Origin of the sequence: Novosphingobium jiangmenense, from assembly GCF_015694345.1 — a bacterium.
Classification (GTDB): domain Bacteria; phylum Pseudomonadota; class Alphaproteobacteria; order Sphingomonadales; family Sphingomonadaceae; genus Novosphingobium; species Novosphingobium jiangmenense.
This window is the reverse complement of the sequence record NZ_JADQDC010000004.1, coordinates 40174-53332: the sequence shown is the minus strand read 5'-3', so window position 1 is coordinate 53332 and position 13159 is coordinate 40174. Positions and strand designations below refer to the sequence as shown.

14 protein-coding genes are annotated in these 13159 nt (G+C 65.1%); 7 read left to right on the top strand and 7 right to left on the bottom strand.

The window, feature by feature from the left end:
- Nucleotides 1-3: 3 nt before the first annotated feature.
- The 3 genes from lptE to I2488_RS07205 are packed head-to-tail and all read right to left on the bottom strand — an operon-like array spanning nt 4 to nt 3487.
- Nucleotides 4-435: an LPS assembly lipoprotein LptE gene (lptE, locus tag I2488_RS07215; protein WP_196275380.1), complete on the bottom strand. Its 432-nt coding sequence runs from the start codon at nt 433-435 to the stop codon at nt 4-6.
- A 55-nt stretch (nt 436-490) separates the two neighbouring features.
- The gene (gene leuS, locus I2488_RS07210; protein ID WP_196275134.1) at nt 491-3025 is read right to left on the bottom strand and encodes a leucine--tRNA ligase; all 2535 of its coding nucleotides are present in this window, start codon (nt 3023-3025) and stop codon (nt 491-493) included.
- A 54-nt stretch (nt 3026-3079) separates the two neighbouring features.
- The gene (locus tag I2488_RS07205) at nt 3080-3487 is read right to left on the bottom strand and encodes a DUF3576 domain-containing protein (RefSeq protein WP_196275379.1); all 408 of its coding nucleotides are present in this window, start codon (nt 3485-3487) and stop codon (nt 3080-3082) included.
- Nucleotides 3488-4012: 525 nt separating this feature from the next.
- Between I2488_RS07205 and I2488_RS07200 the strand changes: the two genes are divergently transcribed.
- From I2488_RS07200 to I2488_RS07190, 3 genes are all read left to right on the top strand, one after another.
- Nucleotides 4013-4756 carry a hypothetical protein gene (locus tag I2488_RS07200; RefSeq protein ID WP_196275133.1) on the top strand — a complete coding sequence of 248 codons (744 nt, stop codon included), beginning with the start codon at nt 4013-4015 and terminating at the stop codon, nt 4754-4756.
- Between the two features lie 154 nt (nt 4757-4910).
- Nucleotides 4911-5633, top strand: coding sequence for an acetoacetyl-CoA reductase (gene phbB / locus I2488_RS07195; protein ID WP_196275132.1), 723 nt, complete (start codon nt 4911-4913; stop codon nt 5631-5633).
- Between the two features lie 37 nt (nt 5634-5670).
- On the top strand, nt 5671-5943 hold the full coding sequence (locus I2488_RS07190) for a ribbon-helix-helix domain-containing protein (RefSeq protein ID WP_196275131.1): 273 nt from the start codon (nt 5671-5673) through the stop codon (nt 5941-5943).
- Here the strand turns inward: I2488_RS07190 and I2488_RS07185 are convergent.
- The gene (locus tag I2488_RS07185; protein ID WP_196275130.1) at nt 5913-6134 is read right to left on the bottom strand and encodes a hypothetical protein; all 222 of its coding nucleotides are present in this window, start codon (nt 6132-6134) and stop codon (nt 5913-5915) included. The two genes, I2488_RS07190 and I2488_RS07185, sit on opposite strands and share 31 nt — an antisense overlap.
- Entirely contained in the window at nt 6131-6439 is a 309-nt protein-coding gene (locus I2488_RS07180; protein WP_196275129.1) for a hypothetical protein, read from the bottom strand. Before I2488_RS07180 ends, I2488_RS07185 begins: the two co-directional genes overlap by 4 nt.
- 201 nt (nt 6440-6640) lie before the next feature.
- Here I2488_RS07180 and I2488_RS07175 point away from each other — a divergent pair, with 201 nt between their 5' ends.
- The 4 genes from I2488_RS07175 to metH are packed head-to-tail and all read left to right on the top strand — an operon-like array spanning nt 6641 to nt 12286.
- A complete protein-coding gene (locus I2488_RS07175) occupies nt 6641-7648 on the top strand; it encodes an ArsR/SmtB family transcription factor (RefSeq protein ID WP_246465547.1) in 1008 nt (335 codons plus the stop codon).
- The gene (gene metF, locus I2488_RS07170) at nt 7645-8586 is read left to right on the top strand and encodes a methylenetetrahydrofolate reductase [NAD(P)H] (RefSeq protein ID WP_214652269.1); all 942 of its coding nucleotides are present in this window, start codon (nt 7645-7647) and stop codon (nt 8584-8586) included. Before I2488_RS07175 ends, metF begins: the two co-directional genes overlap by 4 nt.
- Nucleotides 8583-9644 carry a homocysteine S-methyltransferase family protein gene (locus I2488_RS07165; protein ID WP_196275127.1) on the top strand — a complete coding sequence of 354 codons (1062 nt, stop codon included), beginning with the start codon at nt 8583-8585 and terminating at the stop codon, nt 9642-9644. The genes metF and I2488_RS07165 overlap by 4 nt, the downstream gene beginning before the upstream one ends.
- Nucleotides 9645-9649: 5 nt before the next feature.
- Nucleotides 9650-12286 carry a methionine synthase gene (gene metH, locus I2488_RS07160; RefSeq protein ID WP_196275126.1) on the top strand — a complete coding sequence of 879 codons (2637 nt, stop codon included), beginning with the start codon at nt 9650-9652 and terminating at the stop codon, nt 12284-12286.
- A gap of 116 nt (nt 12287-12402) precedes the next feature.
- Here the strand turns inward: metH and I2488_RS07155 are convergent, their stop codons facing one another.
- Together I2488_RS07155 and I2488_RS07150 are read right to left on the bottom strand one after the other, a co-directional pair.
- Entirely contained in the window at nt 12403-12675 is a 273-nt protein-coding gene (locus I2488_RS07155) for a hypothetical protein (protein WP_196275125.1), read from the bottom strand.
- 69 nt (nt 12676-12744) lie between these two features.
- The gene (locus I2488_RS07150) at nt 12745-13101 is read right to left on the bottom strand and encodes a hypothetical protein (RefSeq protein ID WP_196275124.1); all 357 of its coding nucleotides are present in this window, start codon (nt 13099-13101) and stop codon (nt 12745-12747) included.
- Nucleotides 13102-13159 lie beyond the last annotated feature (58 nt).

Sequence of the window (13159 nt, the reverse complement as noted above, 5' to 3'; positions counted from 1 at the left end):
CGCTCAGGAGCGCTTGCGCAGGCGGACCGATACGCGGGTGACGATCTGGTCGGCCACTTCCTGTGACAGGTTCTCGAGCGCGGTCTGCTCCGCCGCGATCACCGCATATTCGCTGTTCACCACGTCAAATCCGGCGTCGGACCCCGCCGTCGCATCGAGTACGACTTCGCCATTCTGCGTGTCGACCAGCTGATAGCGCGCGCGCAGCGTGCGGCGTTCGCGGGTGATCGCATCGTTCGACAGCTGGCCCAGGCCCTCGACGCGGTCGTCGAGGCGAATGTCCAGCCGGTATCGCGATGCCGTCCCTGCCGCTCCCGCGCCGAGACGATCGACCAGCGCGTTGCGCACAAGCCAGCCAGACTGGCCTTCGATCGGTGAGACGCTGACGTCGGCCAGCGCGCGGGCAATCTCGCCCTTGCCGCCGCCGGCATACATCGGCTGCAAGCCACAGCCGCCCATAAGCGCCAGCGAAGCGAGGATGAGAAGGCGCTTATGCGACAAGGTTCACCAGACGGTCGGGCACCACGATCACCTTCTTCACTTCCGCCCCTTCCAGCGCACGCTGCACTTTCTCGGAAGCGAGAGCAAGGCGTTCGAGCTCTTCCTTGGGCGTCCCCTTGGCCACGGTCAGGGTATCGCGCAGCTTGCCCTTGACCTGCACGGCCACGGTCACCTCGTCATCGACCAGCAGCGCGGGATCGACTTCGGGCCATGCCGCGTCGGCCACCAGCCCGGAGCCGAATCGTGCGTAGGCTTCTTCGGCCAGGTGCGGCATCATCGGGCCGACCAGCAGCAGCACCTTTTGGATCGCAGCCGAGCGGCTGGCCGAAGGCGCAGCCTTCTCGATCGCGCCGGTCAGTTCGTAGATGCGCGCCACGGCCTTGTTGAAGCCGAGCGCCTCGATATCCGAAGCGACGGCATGGACCGTCTGGTGCGCCTTGCGGTCGAGCGCCTTGTCCTCGCCAGTCGCAGCGGCGTCGTACTGGCCGAACAGACGCCACAGGCGCTGCACGAAGCGTGCGCAGCCCTCGATCCCGGCTTCCGACCACGGCAGGTCGCGCTCGGGCGGCGAGTCCGAAAGCATGAACCAGCGGATCGCATCGGCACCATACTTCGCAACGATCTCGTCCGGGTCCACCACGTTCTTCTTGGACTTGGACATCTTGATCACGCGCCCGATCTCGACCGGTGCGCCATCCGCCTTCAGCGTCGCACCGTCGCCACTGCGCTCCACCTCGGAGGGCGAGAAGAACACCGGCTGCCCGTTTTCGGGGTTCTTGCGCTCGTAAGTCTCGTGCGTGACCATGCCTTGCGTGAACAGGCTGCCGAACGGCTCTGTCACCTCGATCTTGCCGATGCGAGCCAGGGCGCGGGTCCAGAAGCGGGCGTAGAGCAGGTGGAGGATCGCATGCTCGATCCCGCCGATGTACTGCTCCACCGGCAGCCAGCGCTTGATCTCTTCCGGATCGAACGGGCGGTCCTCCGGCTGGCTGGCAAAGCGCAGGAAGTACCACGAACTGTCGACAAACGTGTCGAGCGTGTCGGTCTCGCGACGCGCGGCATGGCCACACTGCGGGCAGTCGACATGCTTCCACGTCGGGTGGCGGTCCAGCGGATTCCCCGGCACGTCGAAGGTCACGTCCTCCGGCAGCTTCACCGGCAGCTGCTTCTTGGGCACCGGCACCACGCCGCACACCTCGCAGTGCACGAACGGGATCGGCGTACCCCAGTAGCGCTGGCGCGATACGCCCCAGTCGCGCAGGCGCCACACCGTCTTGCCTTCGCCCCAGCCTTCGCCCTGCGCGCGGCCAATGACCGCGGCCTTGGCCTCGGCCACGCTCATGCCGTTGAGGAAGTCGGAGTTGACCAGCACGCCGTCACCCGCCTCGGCCTCGCCCGCAAAAGGCTTGTCCGCATCGGCCGGATCGGCCGCGACCACACGCAGGATCGGCAATCCGTACTTGGTGGCGAAATCGAAGTCGCGCTGGTCGTGCCCCGGCACGGCCATGATCGCACCGGTGCCGTATTCCATCAGCACGAAGTTCGCGATGTAGACCGGCAGGTACTTGCCCGTCAGCGGATGGCGCGCGCCAATGCCGGTGTCGAAGCCCAGCTTCTCCGCCGTTTCGAGCTCGGCGGCAGTGGTTCCGCCCTTCTTGCACAGGGCAATGAAGTTGGCCGCCTCGCAGTTCACCGCCGCGACGCCCTGCGCGATCGGATGATCCGCCGCCACGGCCACGAAGCTTGCCCCGAAGATCGTGTCGGGCCGGGTGGTATAGACCTCGACGCTCTCGCCATTGGAGAGGTCGAAGCGGAACTGCAGGCCCTGGCTCTTGCCGATCCAGTTCTCCTGCATCGTGCGGACCTTCTCTGGCCACTTGTCCAGCGTGGAGAGGCCTTCGAGCAGTTCGTCGGCAAAGTCGGTGATCTTGAGGAACCACTGGTTCAGCTTGCGCTTCTCGACCAGCGCGCCCGAACGCCAGCCGCGCCCGTCGATGACCTGCTCGTTCGCCAGCACGGTATGATCGACCGGGTCCCAGTTGACCGTAGATTCCTTGCGGTAGACCAGGCCCGCCGCGTAGAGATCAAGGAACAGCGACTGCTCGTGGCCGTAATACTCCGGCTCGCAGGTCGCGATCTCGCGGCTCCAGTCGAGGGCGAAGCCAAGCCGCTTCAACTGCGCCTTCATGTTGGCGATGTTGTCGCGGGTCCATCCGCCGGGGTGGACGCCCTTTTCCATCGCCGCGTTTTCGGCGGGCATGCCGAAGGCGTCCCAGCCCATCGGGTGCAGCACTTCGAACCCGCGCATGCGCTTGTAGCGCGCGAGCACGTCGCCCATCGTGTAGTTGCGCACATGACCGATATGGATGCGCCCCGAAGGATAGGGGAACATCTCCAGCACGTAGCTGCGCGGCTTTGCGCTGTTGTCGTCAGCCCGGAACGACTGCTGCTCGTCCCACACCTGCTGCCAGCGGGTGTCGGCGATGGAGGGATCGAAGCGTTCGGGAGCAGTGTTCTCGGTCATGCGCGCTCCTCTAGGGAGCGCAGCCGACTCGTGCAAGATTCGCCTTGCGGAGACTTAGCCTGCGATGGCTGCGCGGCGCAGGTCGCGGGCCTTGGTCAGGATGATGTCTTCCAGCTTCTGCACGGTGGCAGCCTGGACCGGCGCATCGACCCACTGGCCGTTCTGCGAGACCTGGCGGCTGGCCGCCACGCGCAGCGCATCGGCGCGCAGGTCCTGGTCTACGATCGAGACCGTCACCTTCACGCGCTCGCCCGGGTTCTTGGGGTTGGCGTACCAGTCGGTCACGATCACGCCGCCGTTGCTGTCGGTCTGCAGCAGCGGCATGAACGAGAGCGCATCGAGCGTGGCGCGCCACAGGTAGGAATTGACGCCGATCGTGGTGACCTGGCTGGCGGCGAGGTCGGCCTTGGGGCGTTCCTTCTTGCCGCAGGCGGTGACTGCAAGGGCCATGGTCCCGATCATCAGCCCACGGATGACAAGCTTGCGGGTGGGAACAAGCTTGCTGGTGGTCGGGGTGGTCTTGGCGGTCATGGTCACTACGAAACAGTCCTTGGCTTGCAGGTCGGCCCGGTTCCGGACGTTGCCGCAGGTTTGCGCGCATGTGAACGCGCGTGATCGAACAAAGCCTCTATCACCGCCGCGCGCCATGCGGCAAGCGCGATGAACGAACCCGGGATTCGGGGCCGCAAATGGGCGGCGCACCCGTGAATGCTTGCTGAATGTCGTGCGGTCGCCGGCGTTGGCAGTTTTTGCAACCTGTGGACATTGGGCCACACCTTTCCGGGAAGAGTCATCAGCTGCGACAAGGAACAGGTGCGGGACTGGAAACCTTCGCGTGATAGAAGTATTACGTAGAACAATCTGGCCCGGCTTGGATTCGCTTTGGCGGTTCCGGTGGCAAGGTCGGAAAAGCGGGGCAAACCCGGGTTGGGGACGAACGGACGTAACATGGTTGGCAACGGCAACAAGGCTGCAGGAAAGGGTGCAATGCGCCGCCGCCTGCGTGCGCCGTTGACGCTCGGTGCCGCCGTCGTGATCGGCCTCGCCCTTTCGCCTACCGTAACTTCGGCCTTTTCCAGCGGTTTCGACATGGCGCCCGTCAGCCTCGCTGCGCGCGGTGGCATCGGTTCGTTCACGCCGGCTTCGGTCGATGAACGTCTTGCCTCGCAGATCACCGTTCGCGCGCTGAAGAACGGAAAGCTGTTCCGCTTCACGCCCGCCGGCACCGAGACCCGCCCGACGCGGTCGGTCACGGTTGCGGTGCGTGTCGATGCGCTGAACTCGCAGAACTTCGCAGTGCGCGGCCAGTTGGCTGATGCCTCGCAGCCGGGTGCCTCGCCTGTCCGCATCGCGCCGATGGCATTCAACCTCGGCATGGCCCGTGGCTATGCCAGCTTTGCAACGCCCGCTGCCGCTTCCGGCCTGCACGATTTGCAGCGGATCGACATGCCCGATCTTGCCAAGTTCAAGGCTTCGGCCCCTGCCTCCACCCCCAGCCGCTTTGCGCCACGCATCGAAGCCGAAGGTCGCGATCAGGCTGGCCGCGCGCCGCGCACGCTCGAAGGGCAGGGCGATTATCAGCTCGATCTCGGCGGTAGCTATCGCCTGACCAAGAACCTCAACGTCACCGCAGGCGTGCGCTACTCGCCTGAGCGTGATCGTCTGCGTCCGTTGACGGATGGCAAGCAGGACAATCAGGCCGTCTACGTCGGAACCCAGTTCCGCTTCTGAATTCGTTCGGAATTCGTCTGAAACCTGGTCCGTTTCCGCAGTTTTGCTGCAGTGCGAATTCTCGTCCTTTCGCAGCATTTACGTATTCGGCAACTTGTCGCATCTCCGTCATGAACCTACCGTAGTTCCCAGAGGGAACATCGGAGGGTAAAGCATGTCGCGAGTTGCAGTTGTTACCGGCGGTACGCGCGGGATCGGTCAGGCGATCTGTCTGGCACTCAAGGCGCAAGGACGCACCGTCGTCGCCAACTACGCCGGGAACGAGGAAAAGGCCCGCGCCTTCACGGCCAAAACCGGCATTCCCGCCTACCGCTTCGACGTCGGCGATCACGAAGCCACGATCAAGGGCTGTGCGCAGATCGCGGCAGAAGTCGGTGAGATCGACATTGTCGTCAACAACGCCGGCATCACCCGCGACGGCGTGCTCCACAAGATGAGCTTCGATGACTGGAACGAGGTCATGCGCATCAACCTCGGCGGTTGCTTCAACATGGCCAAGGCCACCTTCCCCGGCATGCGCGAACGCGGCTGGGGCCGCATCGTGAACATCGGTTCGATCAACGGCCAGGCAGGTCAATATGGCCAGGTCAACTATGCTGCAGCCAAGTCGGGCATCCACGGCTTCACAAAGGCCTTGGCGCAGGAAGGCGCAAAGTACGGTGTTACCGTCAACGCCATCGCACCCGGCTACATCGATACCGACATGGTCGCTGCCGTGCCGCCCGCTGTCCTTGAAAAGATCGTCGCCAAGATCCCGGTCGGCCGCCTTGGCCATGCCGAGGAAATCGCCCGCGGCGTTGCCTTCCTCACCGCTGACGAAGGCGGTTTCGTGACTGGCTCGACGATGTCGCTCAACGGCGGCCAGCACATGTACTGATGGTGCGGCGGGTGCCTCACGAGCGCCCGCTCCCCCTATGACCGAGACCTATCACCCGCCGATAAAGCGCTCGGTCGAGATCGCCGGGCACAAGACCTCGATCAGCCTCGAACCGATGTTCTGGGAGATGCTGCGCGAGGCGGCGGCGGGCGAGGGCGTGCCGATCAATGCGCTGGTGGCGCGGATCGATGCCGAGCGGATCGGCGCGGAAACGCCGCCCGGGCTGGCGGGCGCGATCAGGTTGTGGCTGGTTGCGCGAATGACCGAGCAGATGCGGGGTCAGGAAGCCGACGGCGCCGGAGCTTCCTGAGCAGGCACAGTCGCTTCGGGCAGGGCCGGCTGCTTGCGCGCGTCGAGCATCTCGGCCGCAGCGTCGAGCGCTTTGGCATCATCTTGCGAAACGCCGCCTGGCTTTTCCTCCTCGCCCGATCCGCAGCCTGTCAGAGACGCGAGCAGCGCCGCAGCAGCGATCGTACGGATCAGGCGAGGGAAATGCGTCACTGCGCGGGCGGTGCCGACTGCTGGTCCTCGCCATCGGCGGCGGCGGCTTGCGCGGCTGCGGCAACGGCAGCGGCGTTGTTCGCGGTATCCCGCACGGCATTCGCTTCGGCGTCAGCTGCGGCCGAGGCATCGACCACCGGCGCCATCGGCGCGGCAGCGGCAGAGGGCTCCATTGCCGGCAGTTCGTCCGCGGGCATTTCCACCGTGTCCTCGGCAGCCGCTTCCGATGCATCGTCGGACTTGCCACAGGCCGACAAGGCAAGGGCTGCTGCAGCGACGATCGCGAGGCTTGCGTACTTCTTCATCGAGTTCCCTCTCTGGGCTGTTTCGTGGCTCCGCATCGAGGCTGGCAGCCCTTTGCGGTGCGTAACAGGGGCTGTTCTATAAGTGGCCAGAGGCTAAGGCAAACGTATCGTTGCCTCTGATGCGACGAACCGTAACAATTGATATAACAACTTCCTTATATCCGTTGACACGTATAAAGGTTTCTTTATATGCCTTTCCGCATGGCCATCCACGACGCCATTCGCGCGCTTGACGACCCTACGCGCCTGCGCATCCTGCGCCTCCTCGCCAGCATGGAACTGGCGGTGGGCGAAGTCGCGCAAGTGCTCGGGCAAAGCCAGCCGCGCGTCTCGCGCCACATCAAGATCCTGTGCGATTCAGGCTTGGCAGAGCGCCGCAAGGAAGGCGCCTGGGTGTTCCTGCGCAGCTCGATCTCCGAAAATTCGGACGGTCCGCTCGCGGCGGCAATCGCTCGGCTGCTCGCTGTTGCCGAACAGGAGGACACCGCTTTCGGTCGTCGTTGCGCCGAAGATCGCCAGCATCTCGATGCCATCCGATCCTCGCGTGAATCCCACGCGCTCGACTGGTTTTCCCGCCACGCCGAAGAGTGGGACGAACTGCGCTCGCTGCATATCGAAGATGGCCCGGTCGAAGCTGCGCTCACTGAAATGCTGCTCGGTCTTGCCGGTGCGGCCAGTCTCGGTCGCATGCTCGATGTCGGCACCGGCACCGGACGCATCGCGGAACTTCTCGCGCCCCACGCTGCGCATGTCGTCGCCTTCGACAAGAGCCCCGACATGCTGCGCATCGCCCGCGCACGGCTCCAGCATCTGCGCGCGGACAGCGTCGAGCTGGTCCAAGGCGATTTCGCGCAGATCCCCTTCGCCGCGCGCAGCTTCGATACGGTGCTGTTCCACCAGGTCCTGCACTATGCCCAAGCGCCCGAAGCTGTGCTGGCAGGAGCCGCCCGCGTCACCGCGCCGGGTGGCCGCATCGCCATCGTCGATTTCGCCGCGCACGATCGCGAAGACCTTCGCCAGACCCACGCCCACGCCCGCCTCGGCTTCTCCGATGCCCAGATCGAGGCGATGTTGCGCGATGCGGGCTTCGTCCCCCACGAAACCCGCGCGCTCGCGGGCCACGAACTCGTCGTCAAGCTGTGGACCGGCGTGCGCCGGGAGGACAGCGTGGCGCAACTCGAACCACGGCAAAGCCGGAAAGCCCCATGAACGCCAGCTACGACCAACTTCGCGAAGCCCGCACCGCGCTCGACACCCCGCTCTTCGCCGGGCTGCCGGGCGACATCAACGTGTCGTTCGAGTTCTTCCCGCCGAAGACCGACGCGCTGATGGCGCAGCTTTGGGACGTGGTCGAAACCCTAGGGCCCCTGCAGCCGAAGTTCGTCTCGGTCACCTATGGCGCGGGCGGCTCGACCCGCGATCGCACCCACGGCACAGTTGCCCGCATCATCAAGGAAGCAAAGCTCCCCGCCGCCGCGCACCTCACCTGCGTCGATGCCAGCAAGGCCGAAATCCGCGAAGTCGCCGAAAGCTACTGGGAAGCAGGCGTCCGCCACATCGTCGCCCTGCGTGGCGACATGGGCGCTCCCGGCGTGCCGTTCACCCCGCACCCGGAAGGCTATGCCAACGCCGCCGAACTGGTCGCGGGCCTGAAAGAGATCGCTCCGTTCGAAATCTCGGTCGCCGCGTACCCTGAAGCCCACCCGGATTCACCGAGCAGCCAAGCCGATATCGACAACCTCAAGCGCAAGCTCGATGCCGGTGCCACCCGCGCGATCAGCCAGTTCTTCTTCGAACCCGAAACCTTCTTCCGCTTCCGCGACAAGCTTGCAGCGGCAGGCATCGATGCCCCGGTCCTCCCCGGCATCCTGCCCGTCTCCAACGTCGCCCAGACGCGCAAGTTCGCCGCCGCCTGCGGCGCCGCGATCCCGGCATGGATGGACGGCCTGTTTGAGGGGCTCGACACCCACCCCGCCTCGCGCCAGCTCGTCGCCGCGACCATCGCCGCCGAGTTCTGCCGCCGCCTCTATGCCGGCGGCGTGCGCGATTTCCACTTCTACACCCTCAACCGCGCCGAACTGTCCTATGCGATCTGCCACCTGCTTGGCCTTCGCCCCAAGGCCCCGGCGCTGGAGAAAGCCGCGTGACTCTCGTACCTTCAACTGCCCGCACAGCCTTCCTCGAACAGGCCGCGCAGCGCATCCTGATCACCGATGGCGCGTTCGGCACCGAGATCCAGAACTTCAAGCTGTCCGAGGCTGACTACGCCGGGACGCTGGGCTTGGCCAAAGACCAGAAGGGCAACAACGACATCCTCGCCCTGACCAAGCCCGAGGTGCCGGAATCGATCCACCGTGCCTATTTCGAGGCCGGGGCCGATATCGCCGAAACCAACACCTTCAGCGCCAACCGCATCAGCCAGGCCGATTACGCCGCCGAACACCTCGTGCGCGAAATCAATGTGGAATCGGCCAGGCTCGCGCGCCGCGTCGCTGACGAGTTCACCGCCAAGGACGGCCGCCCCCGCTTCGTGGCAGGCGCAATCGGCCCCACGAACAAGACCCTCTCGCTCTCGCCTGATGTCAACGACCCCGGCTTCCGCGAGATCGACTGGGACCACCTCGTCGACGTCTATGCCGAACAGGTCCACGCCCTCGTCGAAGGCGGCGCGGACTTCATCCTGATCGAGACGGTGTTCGATACCTTGAACGCCAAGGCGGGCGTGATGTCGGTCCGCAAGGTGGAGAAGGACCTCGCTCGCGAAATCCCGATCATGATGTCGATGACGCTGACCGATCTTTCCGGTCGCAACCTCTCGGGCCACACGGTCGAGGCGTTCTGGTACGCGATCCGCCACGCCAAGCCGCTCACAGTCGGCCTCAACTGCTCGTTCGGCGCGACCCAGTTGCGCCCGCACGTGAAGGCGCTGTCCGAAATCGCCGACACGCTGATCATGGTCTATCCCAACGCGGGCCTGCCCAACGAACTCGGCGAGTATGACGAGATGCCGCAGACCACTGCCGGCCTCGTCAAGGAATGGGCCGACCACGGTCAGGTCAACGTGCTGGGCGGCTGCTGCGGCTCCACGCCCGCGCACATCGCCGCGATGGCGCAGGCAGTGAAGGCCCTGCCCCCGCGCAAGATGGCCGTGCCCGCCACCGTTACCCGCCTCGCCGGGCTCGAACCTTTTGTAATGGCTGCCTGATTTCCATGACCGATACATTTACCGGCTCGCGTTTCGTCAACGTCGGCGAACGCACCAACGTTACCGGCTCTGCCGCGTTCAAGAAGCTGATCCTCGCGGGCGACTATGCCAAGGCGGTCGAAGTCGCGCGCCAGCAGGTCGAGAACGGCGCGCAGGTGATCGACGTCAACATGGACGAGGGCCTGCTCGACGCGGTCGAGGCGATGACCACCTTCCTCAAGCTCATCGCCGCCGAGCCCGACATCGCCCGCGTGCCGGTGATGATCGACAGCTCGAAGTGGGACGTGATCGAAGCAGGGCTCAAGTGCGTATCGGGCAAGCCGATCGTCAACTCGATTTCGATGAAAGAGGGCGAGGAAGCCTTCCTCCACCACGCCCGCCTGTGCATGGACTATGGCGCCGCCGTCGTCGTCATGGCCTTCGACGAAAAGGGCCAGGCCGACACCAGGGATCGCAAGGTCGAAATCTGCGAGCGCGCCTACAAGCTGCTTACCGGCATCGGCTTCCCGCCCGAAGACATCATCTTCGACCCCAACGTCTTCGCCGTTGCCACCGGCATCGAAGAGCACGACAACTACGGGTTGGACTTCATCGAAGCCACGCGCGAGATCAAGGCGCGCTGCCCGCACGTCCACATCTCGGGCGGCCTCTCCAACCTCTCGTTCAGCTTCCGCGGCAACGAGATCGTACGCCGCGCGATGCACTCGGTGTTCCTCTACCATGCCATTCCGGCGGGCATGGACATGGCCATCGTCAACGCTGGCCAGCTCGATATCTACGACCAGATCGACCCGGTCCTGCGTGAGGCTTGCGAGGACGTGGTGCTCAACCGCAAACCTGCCGCCGATGACGGCAAGACCGCAACCGAGCGCCTGATCGAGCTTGCCGAAAGCTACAAGGGCAAGGACAAGGTCGCCGAGAAGGAAGCCGAGGAATGGCGCGGCTGGGACGTCGTCCGCCGCCTCGAACACGCGCTGGTCAAGGGCATCGACGCTTTCGTCGTCGACGATACCGAGGAAGCACGCGCCGCCATCGCCGCCCGTGGTGGTCGTCCGATCGAGGTGATCGAAGGCCCGCTTATGGAGGGCATGAACACGGTCGGCGACCTGTTCGGCTCGGGCAAGATGTTCCTGCCGCAGGTGGTCAAGTCCGCGCGCGTGATGAAGAAGGCCGTCGCCCACCTCATCCCGTTCATCGAGGCGGAAAAGGAAGAGGGCGCCAAGGCCAAGGGCCGGATCATCATGGCCACCGTCAAGGGAGACGTTCACGACATCGGCAAGAACATCGTCGGCGTGGTCCTGCAGTGCAACGGCTACGAAGTGATCGACCTCGGCGTGATGGTGCCGTGGGCAACGATCCTCGACGTGGCACAGAAGGAACAGGTCGACATGATCGGCCTGTCCGGCCTGATCACCCCGTCGCTCGACGAAATGGTCACCGTGGCCGAGGAAATGCAGCGTGCCGGGATGAGCATCCCGCTGCTGATCGGCGGTGCCACCACCAGCAAGGTCCACACCGCCCTGCGCATCGACCCGGCCTATGACGGCCCGGTCGTCCATGTGCTCGATGCCAGCCGCGCTGTCGGCGTCGCCTCGCAGCTGCTGTCCGATACGCAGGCGCAAGGCTTCATCAAGGCCACCGCTGCCGACTACCAGCACGTTCGCGATGCCCGCGCGGGCAAGGGCGCGTCGAAGCTCCTCAGCCTCGAAGACGCCCGCCTCAATGCCTTCGCGCCGGACTTCTCGGAAAAGGCCCCGCCGCCCGAACAGCCCGGCCGCCATGTGTTCGAAGACTGGGACCTGAATGATCTGGTCGAGTGCTTCGACTGGACCCCGTTCTTCCGCTCATGGGAGCTCGCCGGTACGTACCCTGCGATCCTCGAGGACGAGATCATCGGTGAATCCGCGCGCAGCCTCTACGCCGATGCCCGCGCGATGCTCGACAAGATCATCGCCGATAAGTGGCTCACCGCCAAGGGCGTTGCCCAGTTCTGGCCTTGCGCACGGCACGGCGATGACGTGATCCTGCATCCGAACGACGACGAGCTCTCGGTGCGCCTGCCGTTCCTGCGCCAGCAGTTCGTCAAGAGCCGCGGTCGCGCCAACTTCTGCCTTGCGGACTTCATCGATCCGGCGGGCGACTGGATCGGCGGCTTTGCCGTCGGCATCCACGGCATCGATGAGCACCTCGCCCGCTTCAAGGCCGACAACGACGACTATTCCGACATCCTCTTGAAGGCGCTGGCTGACCGTTTCGCCGAAGCCTTTGCAGAACGCCTGCATCAGTATGTGCGCACCACGCTCTGGGCCTATGCCCCCGGCGAGCAGCTGACCAACGAAGCGCTGATCCGCGAACAATATCGCGGCATCCGCCCCGCACCCGGCTACCCGGCTTGCCCGGACCACACCCTCAAGCCGATCCTGTTCGATCTGCTCGACGCTACCAACACCGCTGGCATCACGCTGACCGAATCGCAGGCCATGCTGCCCACCTCCGCAGTCTCGGGCTTCTACTTCGCCCACCCCGAAAGCCAGTACTTCGGCGTCGCCACCATCGGCCGCGACCAGCTCGAAGACTACGCCGGACGGCGCGGCTGGGACGTGCCGGCGATGGAACGCTGGCTGCGGCCCAATCTGGATTGAGCGAACCCTGCGTCCTTAAAACCCTCGTCATCCCCGCGCTGGCGGGGATCCAGAGCGACACTGCGCAAAGTCAGACTGGGTTCCCGCCTGCGCGGGAATGACGAAGGTCGGGGGGCTTACTGCAACCGGCTCGCCTCCACCCGCGACAGCGCCCGCCGCCTGAGGTAATCGGCCTCCACGCCCGAAACCTCGGCCTGCCCGGCCAGCACGCCCAGCGCCGCGCCCAGTCCATGCGCCGCCAATTCGCCCAGCGCGACATCGGTGTCCTGCCCCAGCTCCGCCGCCAGCGCCTTAAGCACCCGCGCCATCTCGGCAAACTCCACTTCGCTTTCCCACGCCGCCTTGCATTCCTCGCGGCGAACGAAGCTGTCGCGCCCTTCAAAGCCCATCGAAAATCTCCCGTCGCGGCGGACAGATCCGCCATGGGAAGAAGCTGTCAGGCCGACGCAAACCGGCGCTTAACCGCCAGCAACGCACCTTGCCGGAGTCGCGCGATGGTTAAGCGGTAACAGAGCTTTCAGCCGAGTCTTCCCCGGAGAAGGATCGCCACGCTCCTCGATCAGCTTGGCCCGCGCATTGGCCCGGCAGCGCAGGTAATCGGCCTCGACATCGCGACTTGCCAGTTCTCGCAAATGCCCGAGCGCCGCACCAAGCCCACGCTCGGCCAACACGCCCAGCATCGGCTCGACCGGCACGGCAAGCTCCGCCGCCAGCGCCTTCAACGCCCGCACCATTTCGGCAAATTCGAACTCCGTCAGCCTCGCGGATTCGTATTCTTCCTTGCGCAACAGGGCCTTGCCGAGGTCAAAGGTCATTGGCCGCCTCCTTGCCACAGGATATGGCCTTTCGGATCGATTGGACAAGCCGTCGCAC